The 21944-nt window shown below is 66.9% G+C and carries 16 protein-coding genes; 11 read left to right on the forward strand and 5 right to left on the reverse strand.

Going from position 1 to position 21944, the window contains the following annotated elements; translation table 11 throughout:
• The first annotated feature begins 452 nt into the window (after positions 1–452).
• The 3 genes from N7I30_RS16320 to prfB all read left to right on the forward strand — a co-directional run bounded on the left by N7I30_RS16320 (position 453) and on the right by prfB (position 5619).
• Positions 453–1676 (forward strand): N-acetylmuramoyl-L-alanine amidase, encoded by a 1224-nt coding sequence (locus N7I30_RS16320; RefSeq protein ID WP_498640144.1) that lies wholly within the window; start codon positions 453–455, stop codon positions 1674–1676.
• 236 nt (positions 1677–1912) lie between these two features.
• Positions 1913–4363, forward strand: coding sequence for a penicillin-binding protein 1A (locus N7I30_RS16325; protein ID WP_024351738.1), 2451 nt, complete (start codon positions 1913–1915; stop codon positions 4361–4363).
• Positions 4364–4490: 127 nt separating this feature from the next.
• Positions 4491–5619 (forward strand): peptide chain release factor 2 gene (prfB, locus tag N7I30_RS16330; protein WP_155898541.1). Its coding sequence is split into 2 segments (ribosomal slippage): positions 4491–4559 and positions 4561–5619, totalling 1128 coding nucleotides; the frame shifts between segments, so codons are not numbered across the junction.
• 84 nt (positions 5620–5703) lie between these two features.
• Here the strand turns inward: prfB and N7I30_RS16335 are convergent.
• From N7I30_RS16335 to N7I30_RS16345, 3 genes are all read right to left on the reverse strand, one after another.
• The gene (locus N7I30_RS16335) at positions 5704–7032 is read right to left on the reverse strand and encodes a M23 family metallopeptidase (RefSeq protein ID WP_498640147.1); all 1329 of its coding nucleotides are present in this window, start codon (positions 7030–7032) and stop codon (positions 5704–5706) included.
• A gap of 158 nt (positions 7033–7190) precedes the next feature.
• A complete protein-coding gene (locus N7I30_RS16340; RefSeq protein WP_475363051.1) occupies positions 7191–8027 on the reverse strand; it encodes a ferritin-like domain-containing protein in 837 nt (278 codons plus the stop codon).
• Positions 8024–8500: a peroxiredoxin gene (locus tag N7I30_RS16345; protein ID WP_475363052.1), complete on the reverse strand. Its 477-nt coding sequence runs from the start codon at positions 8498–8500 to the stop codon at positions 8024–8026. The genes N7I30_RS16340 and N7I30_RS16345 overlap by 4 nt, the downstream gene beginning before the upstream one ends.
• A gap of 255 nt (positions 8501–8755) precedes the next feature.
• On the opposite strand from N7I30_RS16345, the gene N7I30_RS16350 reads away from it, so the two are divergent.
• Entirely contained in the window at positions 8756–11977 is a 3222-nt protein-coding gene (locus tag N7I30_RS16350) for a hypothetical protein (RefSeq protein WP_498640150.1), read from the forward strand.
• Positions 11978–12006: 29 nt separating this feature from the next.
• On the opposite strand, the gene tyrS is transcribed toward N7I30_RS16350, so the two are convergent.
• Positions 12007–13260, reverse strand: a complete 1254-nt coding sequence (gene tyrS, locus N7I30_RS16355) for a tyrosine--tRNA ligase (protein ID WP_498640152.1) — start codon at positions 13258–13260, stop codon at positions 12007–12009.
• An 89-nt stretch (positions 13261–13349) separates the two neighbouring features.
• Here tyrS and N7I30_RS16360 point away from each other — a divergent pair, with 89 nt between their 5' ends.
• On the forward strand, positions 13350–14525 hold the full coding sequence (locus tag N7I30_RS16360; protein WP_498640154.1) for an anhydro-N-acetylmuramic acid kinase: 1176 nt from the start codon (positions 13350–13352) through the stop codon (positions 14523–14525).
• Between the two features lie 28 nt (positions 14526–14553).
• On the opposite strand, the gene N7I30_RS16365 is transcribed toward N7I30_RS16360, so the two are convergent.
• Positions 14554–15228 carry an alpha/beta hydrolase gene (locus N7I30_RS16365; RefSeq protein ID WP_024351747.1) on the reverse strand — a complete coding sequence of 225 codons (675 nt, stop codon included), beginning with the start codon at positions 15226–15228 and terminating at the stop codon, positions 14554–14556.
• Positions 15229–15415: 187 nt separating this feature from the next.
• Here N7I30_RS16365 and N7I30_RS16370 point away from each other — a divergent pair, with 187 nt between their 5' ends.
• The 6 genes from N7I30_RS16370 (at position 15416) to N7I30_RS16395 (ending at position 21929) form a co-directional block, all read left to right on the forward strand.
• Positions 15416–16603, forward strand: a complete 1188-nt coding sequence (locus tag N7I30_RS16370; RefSeq protein WP_498640155.1) for a cysteine desulfurase family protein — start codon at positions 15416–15418, stop codon at positions 16601–16603.
• Between the two features lie 133 nt (positions 16604–16736).
• Positions 16737–18260, forward strand: a complete 1524-nt coding sequence (sufB, locus tag N7I30_RS16375) for a Fe-S cluster assembly protein SufB (RefSeq protein WP_498640158.1) — start codon at positions 16737–16739, stop codon at positions 18258–18260.
• Positions 18257–18574, forward strand: a complete 318-nt coding sequence (locus N7I30_RS16380; RefSeq protein ID WP_498640160.1) for an antibiotic biosynthesis monooxygenase family protein — start codon at positions 18257–18259, stop codon at positions 18572–18574. The genes sufB and N7I30_RS16380 overlap by 4 nt, the downstream gene beginning before the upstream one ends.
• A 14-nt stretch (positions 18575–18588) precedes the next feature.
• A complete protein-coding gene (gene sufC, locus N7I30_RS16385) occupies positions 18589–19344 on the forward strand; it encodes a Fe-S cluster assembly ATPase SufC (RefSeq protein ID WP_024351751.1) in 756 nt (251 codons plus the stop codon).
• 2 nt (positions 19345–19346) lie between these two features.
• A complete protein-coding gene (sufD, locus tag N7I30_RS16390) occupies positions 19347–20582 on the forward strand; it encodes a Fe-S cluster assembly protein SufD (RefSeq protein ID WP_498640162.1) in 1236 nt (411 codons plus the stop codon).
• A gap of 96 nt (positions 20583–20678) precedes the next feature.
• Positions 20679–21929, forward strand: coding sequence for a cysteine desulfurase (locus N7I30_RS16395; RefSeq protein WP_483212536.1), 1251 nt, complete (start codon positions 20679–20681; stop codon positions 21927–21929).
• The last annotated feature ends 15 nt before the right edge of the window (positions 21930–21944 follow it).

Below are 21944 nucleotides of genomic sequence, written 5' to 3' on the forward strand. Positions count from 1 at the left end.
GCTTGCGAGCCGGGCACATTCGCGACGTTGGAAATCCGCCGGGAAGGAAACTCCTGCGGCGAAATGAAAATTCTGCTCGAGGCTCGGTGACTGGTCGCAGGATCGCAAACCTGCCGCGACGTTTTCGCCGCAGCCGTGCCGACGTCCGCGGGGCACTCGTGCCTCCGAATCGGCAGCTGCATGTGATTCCGCATCACTAAGCCTCGGTTCGATTTTATGACGGGAATGCCTAATAAACAAGTGCGGCGCGGCGATTGTGGTCGCAAGGTAAGAGATCGCACGAGGCGTGGGCGCGAAGCGGCATACCGGCTGTCGCCGGAGCGGCTGCCGGGCGCCGCAACCTTTCGGCCGCGCAACTTTGAGTCCTCGCCCCAGTCTCATCAACATTGTCGCGTCAGCAGGGATGGCCTATCGCGCAGAGAACGCGACACGCTGCGACCGGGAAGGGTGCAATGACAGGACGATGCCGGAACGTGGTGGCCGAGCTTGCCCGGACAGCCCTGGCGGCTGTGGTAGCGCTCCTGCTGTGGGGCGCCCAGTCTCCCGCGCTCGCCGAGGACCGGATCATCACCGCGGTGACCCAGGCGGCCGACGCGGACGCCTTCACCGTCGCGTTCGACGTCATCGGCAAGCCCGAGGCGCGGGTCCTGCATCTGCGCAATCCCGAGCGGATCGCTGTCGATTTCGAGGACACCCTCTCTGCTGCCGCGCTGGATGCTCCGCCCGACAACGCGCTCGTTTCGGCGAGCCGCCATGGCCTCGTCGCGGCCGATCGTTATCGCTTCATCTTCACGCTCAAGGGTGCGGCCAGCGCCGAACTCGACCGCGCCGCGACGGCGAACGGCGAGACGCTTTCCCTGACCATCCGACCGGCGACGTCCGGCAAGGTTGCTGCGGCGTCGCCGTCGAGGCCGGCGCCGGAGGTCCCCGCCGACGCCGGACCCGATGTGCCGGCGGCCGTGCCGCAGGGGCGTGTCCTGAAGGTCGTGCTCGACGCCGGACATGGCGGCGTCGACAAGGGCGCCGTGTCGAAGTCGGGCACGCTGGAGAAGGAGATCAACCTCGCCATGGCGCTGGCTCTCCGCGACGCGTTGCAGGCCCGCGGCGATGTCGAGGTGACGCTGACCCGCGACGACGATACATTCATTCCGCTGGAGGAGCGCGCGGCGATCGGCCGCCGCGAACGCGCCGACCTGTTCATCTCCATCCATGCCGACTCGATCCGCTATGCCGATCTGCGGGGCGCGACCGTCTATACGCTCTCGGAGACCGCCTCGGACGAGCTCTCGCGCGAGATCGCCGCGTCGGAAAATGCCGCCGACCGCTTTGCCGGCGAGGAATGGCAGCGCGACGAGCCGACCGTCTTCGACATCCTTCTCGACCTGACGCGGCGCGAGACCGTTAGCTTCTCCGAGCATTTCGCCTCGTCGCTGGTGCGGGACCTGCGGCGCGAGGACATCCGCCTGATCAACCGGCCGAAACGCTCCGCCGGATTCAAGGTGCTGACTGCGCCGGACGTCCCCTCGGTGCTGGTCGAACTCGGCTTTCTGTCGAATCGCGAGGACGAGAAGCTCCTGACGGACGCCGCCTGGCGCAAGGACACCGCCGCGGCGATCGCCCAGGCGGTGATGGATTTCTTCGGGGAAAAGGTCGCCGAACCGCGCAAGCCCGGCTAATCGGGCACGCGCATCCGGGCGGATGTGGTAAATCGACAACGCTTGCCTGCATTGCGGGGCCGTCATGCACCCATGTCCATGGCCTCGCCGCATTTGCGCAGCAGGAAAACGTTAAAAGGACGTTCGCTGCGCGCCATGCGCGGCGGATGTTGCAAATTCCCGGCCAAGGCTCGTGCGAGCCGATGCGGGGAGCATGAACCGGACCGGCGCGGCGGCGCCGGGCGGACGGAGTTTCGATGATCAGACTGCTCGGCTATTTCTTTGCCATCGGTGCCGTCTTCTTCCTCGTGGTGGCCGGCGGCTTCGCCTGGTACATCGAGAAGATGGGCAGTGACCTGCCGGACTATCAGGTCCTGGCGGCCTACGAGCCGCCCGTCACGACGCGGGTGCACGCCGCCGACGGTTCGCTGATGGCCGAATACGCGCGCCAGCGGCGCCTGTTCCTGCCGATCCAGGCGGTTCCGGATCTGGTCAAGAACGCCTTTCTCTCCGCCGAGGACAAGAATTTCTACCAGCATCCGGGCGTCGACATCGAAGGCGTGGCGCGTGCCGTCATGGTGCTGGCCAAGGGCGGCCGCATGCAGGGCGCCTCGACCATCACCCAGCAGGTCGCCAAGAACTTCCTGCTCACCAACGAGCGCACCTTCGACCGCAAGATCAAGGAAGCGATCCTGTCGCTGCGCATCGAGCAGGCCTATTCCAAGGACAAGATTCTCGAGCTCTATCTGAACGAGATCTATCTCGGCCTCGGCTCCTACGGCGTAGCCGCCGCCGCGCTCGCCTATTTCGACAAGTCGGTGAACGAGCTGACCATCGAGGAGGCCGCCTATCTGGGCGCGCTGCCGAAGGCGCCGGAGAACTACAATCCGTTCCGTGACCCGGACCGGGCGATCGAGCGCCGCAACTGGGTCATCGACCAGATGGCCGCCAACGGCTTCATCACCGCCGAGGCTGCCAGCGAGGCGCAGGAAAAGCCGCTCGACGTCAATCCGCGGCCGACCGGCACCTATCTGGCGTCGTCGGAATATTTCACCGAGGACGTGCGCCGCGAGATCATCCAGCGCTACGGCGTCGATGCGCTCTACGAGGGCGGTCTGTCGGTCCGCACGACCCTCGATCCGACGCTGCAGGCGGAGGCGCGCAAGGCGCTCCAGCACGGGCTGATCAAATATGACGAGGAGCGCGGCTGGCGCGGGCCGGTGACCCGGGTCGAGATCGGCAGCGACTGGGGCCAGTCGCTGGCCAAGATCGAGCCGCTCGCCGATGTCCCCGAATGGCGGCTGGCCGTCGTCCTGACCGCGGAAGCGGGCCGCGTTGAGATCGGCCTGCAGCCGCCGCGCGACATGTCGGGCGCCCGTGGCGCCGAGCGCGAGCTGGCGAGCATCGCCAGGGACGACATGAAATGGGCGCTGCGTCTGAACACCGAGGACCGGAAGGGCAATGTCAGCTCCGCCGCCGAGGTGCTGTCGCGCGGCGACGTCGTCTATGTGGAGAAGAAGGAAGAGGGCGCCGGCTACCGGCTGCGCCAGCCGCCGAAGGTGCAGGGCGCGCTGGTGGCGATGGAGCCCAAGACCGGGCGTGTCGTCGCCATGGTCGGCGGCTTCTCCTTCGCCCAGTCCGAGTTCAATCGCGCCAGCCAGGCCTATCGCCAGCCCGGTTCGTCCTTCAAGCCCTTCGTCTATGCCGCGGCGCTGGACAACGGCTACACGCCGTCCTCGGTCATCATGGATGCGCCGATCTCGCTGCCCGACGGCAATGGCGGCGTCTGGGAGCCGTCCAATTACGGCGGCGGCTCGGCCGGTCCCTCGACCCTGCGCCTCGGCATCGAGAAGAGCCGCAATCTCATGACGATCCGGCTCGCCAAGGACATGGGCATGGACCTTGTCGCGGAATATGCCGAGCGTTTCGGCATCTACGACAATCTCGGCAAATATCTGCCGATGGCCCTCGGCGCCGGCGAGACCACGGTCCTGCGCATGGTGTCGGCCTATTCGGTCATCGCCAATGGCGGCCGCTCGCTGGAGCCGTCGCTGATCGACCGGGTCCAGGATCGCTACGGCAAGACGATCTACAAGCACGACCAGCGCATCTGCCAGACCTGCGACGCGCCGGCCTATGACGGCCAGAGCGAGCCGGAACTGGTCGACGAGCGCGATCAGGTGCTCGACCCGATGACCGCCTACCAGATCACGTCGATGATGGAGGGCGTCGTCCAGCGCGGCACCGCCACCCGTGTGGCCGCGCTCGGCGTTCCGATCGCCGGCAAGACCGGCACCACCAACGAGGAGAAGGACGTCTGGTTCGTCGGCTTCACCCCGGACCTCGTGACCGGCGTGTTCCTCGGCTACGACAACCCGACCCCGATGGGCCGCGGCGCCACCGGTGGCGGCATGGCGGCACCGGTCTTCATCGACTTCATGGAGGATGCGCTGGAAGGCGTGCCGCCGGTCGAGTTCAAGGTGCCCGAGGGCATGGACCTGATCGCCGTGAACCGGAAGACCGGCATGCGCTCCGGCGGTTCGGGCGGCGACGTCATCATGGAGGCGTTCAAGCCCGGCACCGGGCCGTCCGACACCTTCAACATCATCGGCGCCGACGAGATGGCCGGCGGCTTCGGCTCCGGGCAGGTCTCGCAGGAGGCCGAGCAGGCCATCGTCCAGGGCGGTGGTGGCGGCGGGCTGTTCTAGCCAAGCCGGCCACGGACCGTTATAGAGCCACCCCGACCGGCAATCCGGCTCCGACGTCGCCCCGCGCGACGGCGAGGCCTGCGTCGCCGGTGCGAGACCATACCCTCAGGATTTAGGAGATTGCGGCTTGCGCGCCGAGATCGAGAACCTTGTCGACGAAATCAAGCAGGCCATAAGCCTGCTGAGGAGGCATCTTTGACTGGGAGAAATCTCTCAAACGCCTCGACCTGCTGAACAACAAGGCGGAAGATCCGACCATCTGGGATGATCCGGCCGAAGCGCAGAAGCTCATGCGCGAACGCCAGTTCCTGGACACCGCCATCGGCGCGGTGAACCGCCTGAACCAGTCGCTGCAGGACAATATCGAACTCATCGCCATGGGCGAGGAGGAGAAGGACGCCGAGATCGTCAAGGAAGCCGAGGCTGCGATCCGCGAGATCAAGGCCGAGGCCGACAAGCGGCAGATCGAGACGCTCCTCTCCGGCGAGGCCGATTCCAACGACACCTATGTCGAGGTTCATTCGGGCGCCGGCGGCACCGAGAGCCAGGACTGGGCGGCGATGCTGCAGCGCATGTACATGCGCTGGGCCGAGCGCGCCAAGTTCAAGGTCGAGGTCCTGGAAGAGCATTCCGGCGAAGAGGCGGGCATCAAGTCCGCCACGCTGCTCATCAAGGGCCACAACGCCTACGGCTGGATGAAGACCGAATCCGGCGTGCACCGGCTGGTGCGGATTTCGCCCTATGACAGCCAGGCGCGGCGGCACACGTCCTTCGCCTCGGTCTGGGTCTATCCGGTGGTCGATGATTCGATCGACATCGACGTCAACGAATCCGATGTCCGCATCGACACCTACCGAGCGTCCGGCGCCGGTGGTCAGCACGTGAACACGACCGACTCGGCCGTGCGCATCACGCATCTGGAAACCGGTATCGTGGTCCAGTGTCAGGCCGAGCGCTCGCAGCACAAGAACCGGGCGACCGCCTGGAACATGCTGCGCGCCCGGCTCTACGAGGCCGAGCTCGAACGTCGCGAGAATGCGGCGAATGCCGAGGCGGCCTCGAAGACTGATATCGGCTGGGGCCACCAGATCCGGTCCTACGTCCTGCAGCCGTACCAGATGGTCAAGGATCTGCGGACCGGCATCGAGAGCACCTCGCCGCAGGAAGTCCTGGACGGCGGGCTCGACCCGTTCATGGAGGGGGCGCTGGCGCACCGGGTTCATGGCGGCGACGCGGCGGTCGACGACATCGACTGACGCCGTCGTCGCATGAGCATTCAGCGGGCTGCCGGAGACGGTGGCCCGTTTTGCGTTGCGCCCAATGCACACCGTTGCGCCGTGTCAGGACGGCAGGCGGATCCTGTCGCGAATGCGCAGGAAGCGCATCGGATCGACGGCCTTGCCGTCGCGGCGCACTTCGTAGTGAAGATGCGGCCCGGTGCTGCGGCCGGTGCTGCCGACCGCGCCGATGCGCGTGCCGCGCCCCACCTCGTCGCCGACCGACACGTCGATCCGGGACATGTGGCCGTAGCGGGTGGTGATGCCGTTGCCGTGGTCGATCTCGACCAGATTGCCGTAGCCGCCGGCCCGACCGGCGCGCACGACCTTGCCCGGTGCGACCGCCGAGACCGCCGAGCCGCTCGGGCGGGCATAGTCGATCCCCGCATGCAGGGCGCGCTTGCCGAGGAACGGGTCGGAACGAATGCCGAAGGTGCTCGAGCGGGTGCTCGCCGGCATTGGCTCGGTCAAAGGCAGGCGCTCGGCGACGTCATGCAGCTTCTTCAGCGCCTCGAGCGCGGCATCGAGCTCGGCGTAGGATTCCTCGAAATCGAAATCGGCGGGCGCCGGCTCGTAGGGACCGCCGACGGCCGAACCGACGGTGTCCGGCGGCAGGTCGATACCGATCGCGGTCAGGGCCGATGCGATGCGCACGGTGCGGGTGCGCGCCTTGGCGGCGAGGCTCTGCAGATCGCCGATCTGGCGAAGCTCGGCCATGTCGATGGAGCGTCCGATCTGCCGGATCGCGGCTTCCGAGATGTCGAAGCGGCGCGGCCCGACCTTCGCGGTCGCTGCGGCCGTCATCGGCGCAGCGCGCCAGTCGTCGGCGGGAATCGCGCTGGTGCGGATCGTGTCGAGCATCGGCTCGTCCTCGTCCAGCGAATCGCCATGGGCTTCGAGCGCCGGCTCTGTCTCCAAGGTCGCCTCATCGGCGGGCGAGCTGCGCGGGTTCTGCGTCGGCAGCGGGATAGCCGTCGTGATGATCCCGGTGGCCTTGGCGCGTTCGAGGAGCGGCTGCAGCTTGTCGTAGCGGGCGGTCAGTTCCTCCTGCTGGTCGAGCAGCACTTCCACCTTGGTCTCGACCATCTTCTCGGACAGGAACTGCCGGCTCGTGGCGGTGTCGAGCTGCGCCCGCAGTGCCGCGATTCGCTGTTCGTAGTCGCGGGTCACCTTCCACTGCCGCTCGGCATAGCGCACGGTGAGGTCGTCCTGCAGGAGGTAGTAGGAGGGGATCGCGACGCAGGTGACCGCGACGAGGGCGGCGAGGGCCGAGCCGAGCATCAGGGCCTTGCGGCCGATGGTGAAGTAGCGAACCTGTTCGCCGCGCGCGATGATCACCGTATGCGGTTCGCGTCGATCGCCGAATGTTCGCCTGTGCTTCACCGCAGTCATTACCCATCCCCGGATATCGGGACGCGATGTCCCGTCGACCGCCTGATTACACTCGGGTAAGGTTAACATTCCTTTGATCGGCAGCGGATCGACCGCCTTCCTGCGGCTGGCGACGGGTGTCCGGGGCTGCTTTCGCCGGGGTGACCGGCCCGCCGACCTCAGCTCGAAAGCGGCGAGAGCGACCGGTAGAAGGTGGGCGTCAGGCCGGCCTCGGCGCGGGCGCGATCGTTGAAGGGCGCCTTCACGTCGCCGCGAAAACTCGCCCGCACCAGTTCCTGGAACCGCTGCGCCGGATTGCGGCCTTCGCGGGCGCACAGGAAGCGAAACCATTTGGCGCCGATCGCCACGTGCTTCTTCTCGTCCCGGTAGATGATCTCCAGGATCGCGGCGGTGTCGGCGTCGCCGACCTCCAGCAGCTTTTCCAGCAGGGACGGGGTGACGTCGAGCCCGCGGGCTTCGAGGATCAGCGGCACCACCGCCAGCCGTGCGCCGAGATCGTGGGCGGTCGCCTCGACCGCCTGCCAGAGCCCGTCATGGGCGGGCAGGGCGCCATAATGGCTGCCGAGCGATTCCAGTCGCCGCGACAGCAGCCGGAAATGCTTGGCCTCTTCCAGCGCCACCGTCATCCAGCCATCGAAGAAGGAGCGCGGCACGCGTTCGCTGGCAAAGCGCGCCACGATGTCGAGCGCCAGGTCGATGGCGTTGAGTTCGATATGGGCGAGCGCATGGATCAGTGCGATCCGGCCGGTTTCGGTATGCACCGAGCGGCGCTTGACCGTCCGCGGCGAGACGAGCACCGGCTCGGCCGGGCGGCCCGGCCGGTCGGGCAGCGCCGGATCGTGCGGCGCGTGCAGCCCGAGGCGGCGACCGAACCACAGCCGGCAGGCGAGGTTGGTGCGCTCGACCTTTTCGTCGAGATCGGCGGCCCCGAGCGCCTCGATCGCGGCTTGGCGCAGCGTTGCCGGGGCGCCGGCCTCGCGCGGTTCGCTGCTCATGTCGCTGCAGACAGCTGGCGCGCGGCCTCCAGAACCTCCTCGGCGTGCCCCGGCACCTTCACCTTGGGCCAGAGCCGCGCCACCGTGCCGTCGGCCGCCACCAGCGCCGTCGTCCGCTCGACGCCCATATATTTGCGGCCGTACATGCTCTTCTCGACCCAGATGCCGAAGGCCGACAGCAGCGTTTTTTCTTCGTCCGACAGAAGCCGGACCGTGAGCTCGTGCTTGTCGCGGAACTTGCCGTGCTTCTTCACCGGATCCGGAGAGACACCGAAGACCGGAACGCCGATCGCGTCGAAATCGCTCTTCAGCCGCGTGAACTCGATAGCTTCAAGCGTGCAACCGGAGGTATCGTCCTTGGGATAGAAATAGAGGACGTACGGCTTGCCGAGGAGATCGTCGGACGCGACCACGGCGCCGTGATCGTCGGGCAGGCTGAATGTCGGACAGGGTTCACCGGCTGAAATCGGCATGGCGTGCCATCCTTTCGGGGAAATTGTGCGTCAGGAGAGGGTGACTGGACGAATCAGCCGGCGGCTGACGATCTGGTGGCGAAGATGCCGGATGAGATGCGCGGGCGAAAGCATGCTCCGCGCGACGTATTGTTCAACGCGCGGCGTCCGGTTCGAAACGGCGTCGGCAGGGGAGCGCCGAGACGCCATGTCTGCGCAGAGTCCATTTCGTCCTGCGTACGAGGCTGGTCGCAGTCCGGAGGCGTTTCGCCGAAGATGAAGATTGTCGTCCGTATCCTGGCCGGCACGGCCAGCATCGCGATCTGCGCGGCCCTGCTGATCGGCGGGCTTGCCGCCGCCATCCTGTGGACCGATTCCGGCCAGGACCTGCTGCGGCGCAAGACCGAGGAACTCGCCTCGAACGCCCTTGGTCCCGGCTATGTCGTCGCGCTGGGCCAGCAGACGATCGGCATCGGCCCGAGCGGCCGGATCGGGCTCGGCTTCTCCGATGTCGCTCTGCGCGATCGCGAGACCGGCGAAACGGTCGGCACGGTGGCGCTGGTGCGCGCCGGCATCGGCGTCTCCAGTCTGCTGTCCGGCAATCTCGCGCTCGAAACCCTCGCGGTGGAGCGGGTGCGACTGGACCCGCGCAGCCTGGATGGGGAGGGCGATGGCGAGCCCTTCGTACCGGACGAGATCTTCCAGACGGCCGATCGCATCTTCACGGCCCTCGATGATGCCGGCCTGCGCCTGCTGGAGGTGGCCGACGTCGCCAGCCTGAACGCCGATCCCGACACGCGGCTCAACCGCCTGACGGTCAGTCGCGTCGGCCAGGGTGAGACCGCCATCGACCTGACGGCGCACCTTGCAGGCCGCGACGTCGCGGTGACCGGGCGCGCCATCCTGGCCCCGGACGGCAACAGGCTGGCCGGGCTGTCACTCCAGACCGCTCCGCTGCCGCTGGCCTTTGGCGAACCGCCGCAGGACGCGGCGGACCGATCCGTCGCCTTCGAGGGCTCGGCGTCGCTGGCCGCCGAACTCGTCACCACCGAGGCCGGCCGGAACCTGCGCGTGCGGCTGGACGCCGGCGAAGGCCGCCTGATCGGCCGCATGCCCGTCGCGCTGCGCAGTGGCGTCCTGGAGCTGACGCTCGACGAGGGGCGCAGCTACGCGCGCGTCTCCGCCGGCCGTATCCAAACCGCGTCGGTCGAGGCGGAGTTTCGCGGCGGGCTGAACCTCGTCGCCGACGCCGCCGGCCATCACAGCTTCAGCCTTGCCAGTTCGCGTCTGATCTCGACCGCGGGGGGCGATGGCGCGCCACGATCCGCCGAGCTAACGCTGGGCGGCTGGTTCGATCCGGCCGATGCGGCGGCCGATATCGAGCGTCTGGTCCTGGACACCGGCGACGGCGGGCTGGCCGGGGCCGCCGCACTGGGCGGGATGGAAGCCGAGGACCGCATCCGCGCCGACCTGACCTTCGACAATGTCGACGCGGCCACGGTGAAGGCCTTCTGGCCGATCATCATCTCGCCCGAGGCGCGATCCTGGGTGATCGACCATGCCGGCGATGCGGGCAGGGTGGAGGGCGGCAATTTCACGCTCGACGTGTCCGTCGACCGGCTGCCGAAGATCCTCGACCCCGAAATCAGCCCAAGCGCCGAGGAGATGCATCTCGCCCTTGCCATCGACGGTGCCGCCTTTGCCACGATCGGCGATCTTCCCGATCTCTCCGCCGTCACGGGCGATCTCGATTTTCGGGCCGGCAGGACGGTGATCTCGGTTGCCTCGGCCACGGTCGCGGCGGTTCCGGAGGTGACCATCCTGCCGTCCTCGCTGCAGTTCGAACGCGAGGAGACCGGCGTGATCGCGTCGCTCTCGCTGAATATCGGCGGCCCGGCCCAGGCGCTTCTGGAGATCGCCGACCGGGACCCCGTCAATGCACTCGACAAGATCGGCTGGAAGAGCGACGAGGTCTCGGGTGCGGCAACGGCCGGGGTGAATGCCCGCTTCCTCCTCGGCCGACCGGGGGAGAAATCCGTCCTGCAGAACTGGACGGTGATCGCCGACCTCGACGATGTCGGGCTGAAACGCCGGCTGGAGGGGCGGCAGCTCGGCGCGATCACCGGCATGGCGAGCCTGTCGCCGGGCACGGTCTTCGGCGAAGTGGACGCGACGATCGACGGCGTCCCGGCCCGGATCGCCTTTGCCGAACCGCTGGAGCCGAACCCTGTCGGCGAGCGGTCCCTGACCATCACGACCGAACTGGAAAAGAGCCAGTTGCAGGCCATTCTGCCGACCCTGGACGACGTCGTCGACGGCGCCCTGTCGGCGACCCTGGTGCGGTCCGGCGACACCTACCGCGCCGCGATCGATCTGTCGGCCGCGCGCCTGCGGCTGCCGGCGACGGGCTGGAGCAAGGGGCCCGGCGTGCCGGCCTCCTTGTCCTTCGACATGACGACCGGCGACAACACGCTCAGCCTGACCAACGCCAAGCTCGAAGGTGAAGGCTTCCGCGCCGAGGGCCGGGCCGAAGCCGATAGTGGCGGCCTGAAGTCGGTGACAATCGACAAGGCAGCGTTCAGCCGGTCGGACGACTTTTCCGGCAGCGTCCGGCGCGAAGACGGCGGCTTCAAGGTGGCGCTGACCGGACGCAGCCTCGATGCGCGGGCGGGCCTTGCGCGGCTGCGCGCCGGCGGCATGGCATCGGCGACCGATACCGGAACCCGCCAGGCGCCGCTCGACCTGTCGATCGCGGTGGATCGCCTGATCGGCTTCGGCGGCGAAGAATTGCGCAATGCCACCATCGCCTTTCGCCAGCAGGCGTCCGGTGCGCCGGTGGCCGACATCGCCGCCGTGGCGGCGGACGGCTCGCCGCTGCGTCTGGCGATCCAGAAGCGCGGCGAAGGCCGCAGCGTCGAACTCAGCACCGACGATGCCGGCGCGCTGCTGCGCTTCACCGGGCTCTATTCCAACATGTATGGCGGCAAGGCACGGCTCGCCATGGCGGGCAATCAGCCCGCCCAATATGGCGGCAAGCTGGCGCTGCAGGATTTCACCCTGGTGAACGAATCGCGGCTGGCCCGGCTCGTCGGCACGACCCGCGACCGGGAGGCCAGTCTCGCCGGCGCCGTGGGTCAGGAATTGCAGACCTCGGATGCCTATTTCGACGCGGCCTCGGCTCAACTCGCCTGGAACGGGTCGCGGCTGGTGGCGCGCGACGGCATCATTCGCGGGCCGATCTTCGGATCGAGCTTCGAGGGCGTGATCGTCGACGACGCCCAGCGCATCGCCATCGACGGGTCCTTCATGCCCGCCTATGGGGTGAACCGCCTGTTCGGCGCGATCCCCTTCTTCGGCGGCATCCTCGGCAATGGCCAGGAGGGCGGGCTGATCGGGATCACCTACCGTCTGGCCGGGCCGCTCGACGACCCGACCCTGTCGGTCAACCCGATCTCCGCCATTGCGCCGGGCATCTTCCGGCGCATCTTCGAGTACTGACGCTCCGCACGCCGGGAGCGTCCGGTCGCTCAGTCGGCGGGCCGGACCAGCACGTGCTTCTTGCGCCCGACCGACAGCTTGATGACGCCCTGGACGAGGGCGTCCGTGCCGACCGTCAGCCGCTCGTCGGTCACCTGCGCGTCGTTGACCCGCACGGCGCCGCCCTTGATGTGACGGCGCGCTTCGCCATTCGAGCCGGCAAGGCCTGCCGAGACGAGAAGCGACAGAAGGCCGAGCCCTTCGGCCAGCGACGCCGCCGGAACCTCGATGGTCGGCAGGCTGTCGGCCAGCGCACCTTCCTCGAAGGTCTTGCGCGCCGTCTCGGCGGAGGCTTCGGCCGCGGCGCGGCCGTGCAGCATGGCCGTGACCTCGTTGGCCAGCACCTTCTTGGCGTCGTTGATCTCCGAACCGCCCAGCGCTTCGAGCCGCGCGATCTCGTCCATCGGCAGGGTGGTGTAGAGCTTCAGGAAGCGGCCGACATCGGCGTCCTCGGTGTTGCGCCAGTACTGCCAGAAGTCATAGGCGCTGAGCATGTCGTCATTGAGCCAGATCGCGCCCGAGGCGGTCTTGCCCATCTTGGCACCCGACGAGGTGGTCAGCAGCGGCGAGGTGAGGGCGTAGAGATCCGCACCCTCCATGCGCCGGCCGAGATCGATGCCGTTGACGATGTTGCCCCACTGGTCCGAGCCGCCCATCTGCAGCTTGCAGCCGGTCCGCTTGTAGAGCTCGACGAAGTCGTAGGCCTGCAGGATCATGTAGTTGAATTCGAGGAAGGACAGCGACTGCTCGCGGTCCAGCCGCAGCTTGACCGAATCGAAGGACAGCATGCGGTTGACCGAGAAGTGCCGGCCGACATCGCGCAGGAAGGCGACGTAGTTCAGCTCCAGCAGCCACTCGGCATTGTCGACCATGACCGCATCGGTCGGCCCGTCGCCGAAGCGGATGTAGGGCTGGAACGACCGCTTGATACCGGCCAGATTGGCGGCGATCGTGTCCTCGGTCTGGAGCTTGCGCGCCTCGTCCTTGAAGGACGGATCGCCGATCATGCCGGTGCCGCCCCCCATCAGCGCGATCGGCCGGTGACCGGTCTGCTGCATCCAGTGCAGCATCATGATCTGCATCAGCGAGCCGACATGCAGGCTGGCGGCGGTCGGGTCGAAGCCGATATAGCCGGTGACCGTCTCGGTGCGGAACAGCTCGTCGAGGCCGTTGTCGTCGGATGTCTGGTGGATGAAGCCGCGCTCGGCGAGTGTCGCCAGGAACTCGGACTTGAAGCGGGTCATGGAATGGTGATCCTGTTCTTTCGCCGGAGCGGCAGGCGCTCCGCAAGATGTGGGGTGCGGTTTATCAGCCCTGCGCCAGAATTCCAGTTGTGGAGCCGAAATTGCGCCAACCGAAGCTGCGCCGTGCCATCGGCCTGATGAGCGGCACGTCGCTCGACGGCATCGACGTGGCGCTGGTCGACACGGATGGCGATACCGTCGTCGAACGCGGACCGGCCCGGGTCTACGCCTATGACGCGGTCTTCCGGGACCAGCTCGCGGCGGCGCTGGAGACCGCCAAGACGATCCGGCAGCGCGACGCACGTCCCGGCGATCTGGCGGCGCTGGAAGTCGCGCTCACCCACCGCCACGGCGAAGCGGTCACGCGGTTCCTGAACGAGTGCGGCATCGACAGGGCCTCGGTCGATGTCGTCGGCTTTCATGGCCAGACGGTGCTGCACCGCCCGGCTGAGGCGTTGACGGTCCAGATCGGCCGGGGCGATCTCCTCGCCCGGCAACTGGGCCTGCCGGTGGTCCATGACATGCGCGCGGCCGACATGGTGGCCGGCGGGCAGGGCGCGCCGCTGGTCCCCGCCTATCACGCGGCGCTGGCCGGCAGCCTGCCGGCGGATCGCCGGACCTATCCGGTCGTCTTCGTGAATATCGGTGGTATCTCGAACGTGACCTGGCTCGATGGCGAAACCGATCCGGTCGCCTTCGACTCGGGGCCGGGCAATGCGCTTCTCGACCAGTGGCTGCAGCGCGAGGCCGGCATCCCCTACGATCAGAACGGCGCCATTGCCAGCGAGGGCGGTCTGATCGAAGGCATGGCCGAACGCTATCTGGCGTCGGACTTCTTTGCCCGACCCGCGCCGAAATCGCTGGACCGTTTCGACTTCCCCGTCCCGGCGCCGGGCAGCGGCACGCTCGAGGATGTCGCCCGCACGCTGTGCTTCGTCAGCGCTGCGGCCATCCTGAAGTCGGCCGAGCATTTTCCGGCCAGACCGAAGCTCTGGATCATCTGCGGCGGCGGGCGCCATCATCCGGCGATCATGGCCGATCTGAAAGCCGGCGCCGGACCCGATGCGGCGGTCGTCTCGGCGGAGGAAGCCGGCTTCGACGGCGATGCCATGGAGGCGGAGGCCTGGGGCTATCTCGCCATCCGGTCGCTGGATCGCCGTCCGCTGACCTGGCCGACAACCACCGGCTGCCGCGAGGCGGTGACCGGTGGTGTCCTGTCGCTGCCGGATGATGCCCGACAGGGGGAAGCCGGCACCGATCGCTGAGAAGCGTCTCGGTGCCGGGTTCTGAGGCCTAGCGCAGGCGCTTCGGCCGCGGGTCGCTGAGCTCGCCGGCCAGACGCCGGTCGAGATATTCGGAGCATTCGCCGAGCAGCTCGTCGGTGTGCTCGCTGTAGAAGTGGTTGGCCCCTTCCATCGTCTTCTGGGTGATGACGATGCCCTTCTGGGTCTTCAGCTTGTCGACGAGGGTCTGGACGTCCTTCGGCGGCGCCACCCGGTCCTTGTCGCCATGGATGATCAGGCCCGAGGACGGGCAGGGGGCGAGGAAGGAGAAGTCGTAGGAGTTGGGCTGCGGCGAGATCGAGAAGAAGCCTTCGATCTCGGGCCGGCGCATCAGGAGCTGCATGCCGATCCAGGCGCCGAAGGAATAGCCGGCGACCCAGCACTGCTTGGAATCGGGATGCAGGCTCTGCACCCAGTCGAGCGCCGAGGCGGCGTCCGACAATTCGCCCGAACCGTGGTCGAACTCGCCCTGGCTGCGGCCGATGCCGCGGAAATTGAAGCGCAGGGTGGTGAAGCCGCGCTCCACGAACATGTAGAAGAGCTTGTAGACGATCTGGTTGTTCATCGTGCCGCCAAAGCGCGGATGCGGATGCAGGACGATGGCGATCGGGGCGTTCTTCTCCTTGGCGGCCTGATAACGGCCCTCCAGGCGGCCGGCAGGGCCATTGAAGATCACTTCGGGCATAATAATGTTCCTTGGCGAGCGGGATGGCTCGGCTGGCCTGACTTGACGAAGCCGAAGTGGCCTCGTAGGGTCCAGTTTAGAATGATTCAAAACTACGGGCGTCTATCAGGCGTCTTGTAGTCCGGGCGTCGTCGAAAATTCAAGATTTTTGCGCATCGCGCCCCGGACCGAACCGTTGCGAGAGGCAATGAGCAGAGACGAGCGTCTCTATCTGGATCACAATGCGAGCGCGCCGCTTCTGGCCGAAGCGCGCGCCGCGCTGATCGACTCGCTCGATGCCGCCAACGCTTCGTCCGTTCACAGCGAAGGACGCGCCGCCAGGAAGCTGGTGGAGAGCGCCCGTGACGAACTGGCGCGGCTCGTCGGCTGCAACGCCGAACAGATCGCCTTCACAAGTGGCGCCAGTGAGGCGGCCACCACCTGCCTGTCGCCGCGCTGGCTCGTGAATGGGCAGGAGACGCGGTTTTCGCGTCTCGCCGTCATCGACACCGATCACCCTTGCGTGCGTGACGGCGGTGCCTTCGCCTCCGCCGACGTAACGCGCCTTCCGGTCGATGCTGACGGCATCGTCGATTGCGCCGCGCTCGCCGCATGGGCCGAGACCCTCGAAGACGGCATCACCGGCCTTCTGGCGCTCACGCTGGCCAATTCCGAGACCGGCGTCCTGCAGCCCTTGGACGCGATCCGGGCGGCGATTGCTGGTCGTCCGGTCCGGCTCGTCCTCGACGCCGTCCAGGTGATCGGCCGAATCGGTTTTGATTTTGCGGCGAGCGGCGCCGAGGCGGCCTTCGTCTCCGGGCACAAATTCGGTGCGGCCAAGGGCGTCGGCGCCATGATGTTTCGCGATCTCGCGACGCGGCCTTTTGCGCTCGTGCGCGGCGGCGGACAGGAAAAGGGGCGCCGGGCCGGAACGGAAGCAGTGCCGGCGATCGCCAGCCTCGGCGCGGCGGCCCGTGTCGCGCGGCAACGGCTCGAGCATGGGCCCGACGATCTGATGGCGCTGCGCCGGCATCTGGAAACCGCGCTTCTGGCGCAGGTGCCGCAGGCGACCCTTCTCGGCAGCCATGCGCCGCGCCTGCCCAACACGGTGGCGATCGCGGCACCGGGTCTGCGCGCCGAAACCGCCCAGATCGGTCTCGATCTCGCCGGGCTCGCCGTGTCGGCCGGGTCGGCCTGTTCGTCGGGCAAGGTCGCTCGCAGCCATGTGGTCGATGCGATGGTCCGGGGAGGCCTTCAGATTTCTGCCGATGACGGTGCCATCCGCATCAGCTTCGGCTATGACACCGCGACGCACGATCTCGATCGTTTCGTTCGCGAATATGCCGCCCTGGCGGGGCGCGCCGCACCGGCGGCGAGGGCGCACCGCGCGGCGTGACGATAAGAGTTCGCAGGACATCGGCTACGCCCTAAAAATCGGGGCGCTTCGTTGCTATCTACACCGCGCGGCCGGGCGCTTCGGCGGCGCGCCGACCACCGGACCTTGAATCCGGCGAGTATGGAGAATTGGAATGCCAGCAGTTCAGGAAACCATCGATCAGGTTCGCAAGATCGATGTCGATCAGTACAAATACGGCTTCGAGACGCTCATCGAGATGGATGTGGCGCCCAAGGGCCTCAACGAAGACATCATCCGGCTGATTTCCGCCAAGAAGGACGAGCCCCAGTGGATGCTGGACTGGCGTCTGGAGGCGTTCGAGCGCTGGAAGACGATGGAGAGCCCGTCCTGGGCGCGTCTCGACTATCCCGAGATCGACTTCCAGGACATTCACTATTACGCCGCGCCGAAATCCATGTCCGGCCCGGCCTCGCTGGACGAGGTCGATCCCGAGATCCTGCGCACCTACGAGAAGCTCGGCATTCCGCTTCGCGAGCAGGAGATGCTGGCCGGCGTGGTCAAGCCTGCGGCCGAGCCGACCTATGACGAGGACGGCAACGAGATCGCGCCGCGCGAGAGCCGCGTCGCCGTCGATGCCGTGTTCGATTCGGTCTCCGTCGCCACCACCTTCAAGAAGGAACTCGAGAAGGCCGGCGTCATCTTCATGCCGATCTCCGAGGCGATCCGCGAGCATCCCGAGCTGGTGAAGAAATATCTCGGCTCGGTCGTGCCGGTGTCGGACAATTTCTTCGCCACGATGAACTCCGCGGTCTTCACCGACGGCTCCTTCGTCTACGTGCCGAAGGGCGTTCGCTGCCCGATGGAGCTGTCGACCTATTTCCGGATCAACGAGAAGAACACCGGCCAGTTCGAGCGCACGCTGATCATTGCCGACGAGGGGTCCTACGTCTCCTATCTGGAAGGCTGCACGGCGCCCCAGCGCGACGAGAACCAGCTGCATGCGGCGGTGGTCGAGCTGATCGCCCTGGACGATGCCGAGATCAAGTATTCCACCGTCCAGAACTGGTATCCGGGTGACAAGGACGGCAAAGGCGGCATCTACAATTTCGTCACCAAGCGGGGCGACTGCCGCGGCAAGAACTCGCGCATCTCCTGGACCCAGGTCGAGACCGGTTCGGCGATCACCTGGAAGTACCCGTCCTGCATCCTGCGCGGCGACAATTCCCGCGGCGAGTTCTACTCGATCGCCGTGTCCAACGGTCGCCAGCAGATCGACAGCGGCACCAAGATGCTGCATCTCGGCAAGAACACCTCGAGCCGCATCATCTCCAAGGGCATCTCGGCGGGCAATTCGAACAACACCTATCGCGGCCAGGTCTCGGCCAACCGCAAGGCGACGAATGCCCGCAACTTCACCCAGTGCGACTCGCTGCTGATCGGCAACGACTGCGGCGCCCACACCGTGCCCTATATCGAGGTGAAGAACGCCACCGCGCAGTTCGAGCACGAGGCGACCACCTCGAAGATCTCGGACGACCAGCTGTTCTATTGCATGCAGCGCGGCATTCCCGAGGAAGAGGCCGTGGCGCTGATCGTCAACGGCTTCGTCAAGGACGTGATCCAGCAGCTCCCGATGGAGTTCGCCGTCGAGGCCCAGAAGCTGATCGGCATCAGCCTCGAAGGCTCGGTGGGATGATCAAACGAATCTGGCATGGATACACGACGCCGGAAAACGCCGACACGTACGAGGCGATCCTTCGCTCGGAGGTGATCAAGAGCATCGAAGGCAAGGCCATTCCCGGGTTCCGCCGCATTGAGGTGTTGCGTCGCCCGCTTGCCGACGAGGTCGAGTTCATCACCATCATGGACTTCGATTCCATCGACAACGTGAAGGCTTTTGTCGGCGATGACCACGAGCGCAGCTACGTCCCCGACGAGGCGCGGCGAGTCCTGAAGCGGTTCGACGAACGCTCGCAACACTATGAATTGCGCGACACGCGCAGCTACTGATCGCAGGAACTGACATGCTTGAAATCAAGAACCTTCATGCCCGCGTGGCGGACGACGAAACCGAGATCCTGCGCGGCGTCAATCTGACCGTCCAGGACGGTGAGGTCGCGGCGATCATGGGGCCGAACGGCTCCGGCAAGTCGACCCTGTCCTACATCCTCGCCGGTCGCGACGACTACGAGGTCACCGAGGGCGACATCCTCTACAACGGCGAGTCGATCCTCGAGATGGACCCCGCCGAGCGCGCCGCATCGGGCGTCTTCCTGGCCTTCCAGTATCCGCTGGAGATCCCGGGCGTCGCCACGATGACCTTCCTGAAGACCGCGCTCAACTCCCAGCGCAAGGCGCGCGGCGAGGGCGAGCTGACCACGCCCGACTTCATGCGCCGGGTGAAGGCAGCGGCCGCCGATCTGAAGATCGATGCCGCCATGCTGAAGCGGCCGCTGAATGTCGGCTTCTCGGGCGGCGAGAAGAAGCGCGCCGAGATCCTCCAGATGGCGCTGCTCGAGCCCAAGCTCTGCGTCATGGACGAGACCGATTCCGGCCTCGACATCGATGCGCTGAAGATCGTCGCCGACGGCGTCAACGCGCTGCGTTCGCCGGAGCGCTCGTTCCTGGTCATCACCCATTACCAGCGCCTTCTCGACTACATCGTGCCGGACACGGTGCACGTCCTCTACAAGGGCCGCATCATCAAGACCGGCGACAAGAACCTGGCCCTGCAGCTCGAGAACGAGGGCTACGGCCAGCTGATCGACGAGGCAGCCTGATCATGACGGTGCATCAGCTCAAGACAAGAAGCCCGGCCGAGGCGGCGCTGATCGACAGCGCCGAGCGGGCCGGCAGCGTTGCGACGGCGGCCTCCGCCATCGACGCCCTGCGCCGTGAAGGCCTGCCCAACCGGCGCACCGAAGCCTGGCACTACACCGATCTGCGCGCCCTGATGGGGCGCCTGCCGGCGGCCGAGGCATCGGCGAGCGAGGATTCGGCGCTGCTGGCGCCGCTCCTGCACAACAGCCATGTGGTCGAGATGAGCGACCCGGCCGCGACCACCGCGCCCGAGGGCGTGCAGATCGCGGCGGTGAGCGAGGCGGCGGACTGGAACAAGTCGCCGAACCATCTCGACCGGCCGATCGATACGGTTCGCCTGGTCAATGCCGCCTTCGGCGCACCGGCCGTCGTGGTCAACGTCGCCGCCGGTACGGCGCTGGCGTCCGCGATCGAGCTGCGCGCCGGCACCGGCGAGCGCGGTCACGGCTTTGCCCGCTGCACGGTCGGCGAGGGGGCCCGCGCGACCTTCGTCGAGCGCATCGAGGGCAATGCCACCGGCGCGCCCTCGACCGGCGTGTCGCACCTGACCATCGCCGACGGGGCCGAAGTGCTCTGGATCATCGATCAGGCGAAGGGCATGTCCGCCGCCCATCTCGGCCAGCTGAACGTGACCGTCGGCGCCAATGCCGTCTTCAAGCTGTTCGTCCTGAACAGCGGCGGCGCGCTGGTGCGCAACGAGGTTCACGTCGAATCCGTTGGCGAGAATAGCGAGATCCGCATTCGCGGCGTGAACCTTCTGACCGAGGGCCAGCATGTCGACGTGACGACGACCCTGCGCCACCAGGTGCCCAACACCACCGCGACGGAGACCTTCCGGAACGTGGTCACCGGTGGTCACGGCGTCTTCCAGGGCATGATCAAGGTCGCCAAGGACGCGCAGAAGACCGACGCGAAGATGGCCTGCAACACGCTGCTCCTGTCGGACCAGGGTGACTTCTCGGCCAAGCCCGAGCTGGAGATCTTCGCCGACGACGTGCAGTGCGGCCACGGCGCGACGGCGGGCGAGATCAACGCCGATCACCTGTTCTACCTGATGTCGCGCGGCATTCCGGAGAAGCCGGCACGGGCGCTGCTCGTGAAGGCCTTCGTCGCCGAGGTCGTGGAAGAACTGGAAGACGAAGCAGCCGGAGACGCGCTGATGGAGCGCATCGACGCCTGGCTCGCACACGAGCGATAATGCGGTCCTGACGGGCGCGCCGGAGATTTCGGTCGCGCCCGTCTCGCCCCTCGGCCATGCCGAGGCGACCCGCGCGCAAACCGGAGTTCCCGTGCCATGAAGGCCGACGTGATGGCTGCGGCCAGTCCCGCCTACGACATCGACGCCATCCGGCGCGACTTCCCGATCCTGTCGAAGGAAGTCTACGGCAAGCCGCTGGTCTATCTCGACAACGGCGCCTCGGCCCAGAAGCCGCGGGCCATGCTCGATGCGATCCAGAAGGCCTATAGCGAGGACTACGCCAACGTCCATCGCGGTCTGCACTTCCTGTCCAACAAGGCCACCGAGGAATTCGAGGCGGCCCGCGGCAAGGTGTCGGACTTCCTCAATGCGCCGAGCGCCGAGGAGATCGTCTTCACACGGTCGGCCACCGAGGCGATCAACCTCGTCGCCTATGGCTACGGCATGAACGAGATTGGCGAGGGCGACGAGATCGTCCTGACGATCATGGAGCACCACTCCAACATCGTGCCCTGGCACTTCATCCGCGAGAAGAAGGGCGCCAAGCTGGTCTTCGTCCCGGTCGAGGAAGACGGCTCCGTCGACGTCGCCGCCTTCGAGCGGGCTATCACGCCGCGCACCAAGATGATCGCCACCACCCACATGTCGAACGTGCTGGGCACCGTCGTCGACGTGAAGGCGGTCTGCGCGATGGCCCATGCCAAGGGCATTCCGGTGCTCGTCGACGGGAGCCAGGCCGCCGTGCATCTGCCGGTCGACGTGCAGGATCTCGACTGCGATTTCTACGTCTTCACCGGACACAAGGTCTACGGCCCGACCGGCATCGGCATTCTCTACGGCAAGCGCGAGATGCTGGAGCGCACCCGGCCCTTCAATGGCGGCGGCGAGATGATCGTCGAGGTGACCGAGGACGCGGTGACCTACAACGCGCCGCCGCACCGCTTCGAGGCGGGCACGCCGCCGATTGTCCAGGCCATCGGCCTCGGTGCGTCCCTGGATTACATGCGAGAGATCGGCCGTGAGGCGATCGCCGCCCACGAGGAAACCCTGCGCGACTACGCCCATGAGCGTTTGCGCGCAGTGAACTCGTTGCGCATCTATGGCGAAGCGCCGGGGAAGGGGGCCATCGTCTCCTTCGACCTGGAGGGCATCCACGCCCACGACATTTCCATGGTCATCGACCGCGAGGGCGTCGCCGTGCGCGCCGGCACCCACTGCGCCCAGCCGCTCTTGAAGCGATACGGCGCGACTTCCACATGCCGGGCATCGTTTGGTATGTATAATACCACCGACGAGATCGATCGCCTGGCCGAGGCGCTCGAAAAGGCACGGCGCTTCTTCGCCTGATCAGGCGCTCGCCAG

Origin of the sequence: Aurantimonas litoralis (assembly GCF_026153195.1) — a bacterium.
In the GTDB taxonomy this organism is placed as follows: Bacteria; Pseudomonadota; Alphaproteobacteria; order Rhizobiales; family Rhizobiaceae; genus Aurantimonas; species Aurantimonas coralicida.

Coding starts and splice junctions, on each gene's coding strand:
- N7I30_RS16370 (WP_498640155.1), top strand. CDS start 15,416: ATGAGCAGAGACGAGCGTCTCTATCTGGATCACAATGCGAGCGCGCCG.
- N7I30_RS16350 (WP_498640150.1), top strand. CDS start 8,756: ATGAAGATTGTCGTCCGTATCCTGGCCGGCACGGCCAGCATCGCGATC.
- N7I30_RS16325 (WP_024351738.1), top strand. CDS start 1,913: ATGATCAGACTGCTCGGCTATTTCTTTGCCATCGGTGCCGTCTTCTTC.
- N7I30_RS16365 (WP_024351747.1), bottom strand. CDS start 15,228: ATGCCCGAAGTGATCTTCAATGGCCCTGCCGGCCGCCTGGAGGGCCGT.
- tyrS (WP_498640152.1), bottom strand. CDS start 13,260: ATGACCCGCTTCAAGTCCGAGTTCCTGGCGACACTCGCCGAGCGCGGC.
- N7I30_RS16335 (WP_498640147.1), bottom strand. CDS start 7,032: ATGACTGCGGTGAAGCACAGGCGAACATTCGGCGATCGACGCGAACCG.
- N7I30_RS16395 (WP_483212536.1), top strand. CDS start 20,679: ATGAAGGCCGACGTGATGGCTGCGGCCAGTCCCGCCTACGACATCGAC.
- N7I30_RS16320 (WP_498640144.1), top strand. CDS start 453: ATGACAGGACGATGCCGGAACGTGGTGGCCGAGCTTGCCCGGACAGCC.
- N7I30_RS16340 (WP_475363051.1), bottom strand. CDS start 8,027: ATGAGCAGCGAACCGCGCGAGGCCGGCGCCCCGGCAACGCTGCGCCAA.
- N7I30_RS16380 (WP_498640160.1), top strand. CDS start 18,257: ATGATCAAACGAATCTGGCATGGATACACGACGCCGGAAAACGCCGAC.
- N7I30_RS16345 (WP_475363052.1), bottom strand. CDS start 8,500: ATGCCGATTTCAGCCGGTGAACCCTGTCCGACATTCAGCCTGCCCGAC.
- sufC (WP_024351751.1), top strand. CDS start 18,589: ATGCTTGAAATCAAGAACCTTCATGCCCGCGTGGCGGACGACGAAACC.
- sufD (WP_498640162.1), top strand. CDS start 19,347: ATGACGGTGCATCAGCTCAAGACAAGAAGCCCGGCCGAGGCGGCGCTG.
- sufB (WP_498640158.1), top strand. CDS start 16,737: ATGCCAGCAGTTCAGGAAACCATCGATCAGGTTCGCAAGATCGATGTC.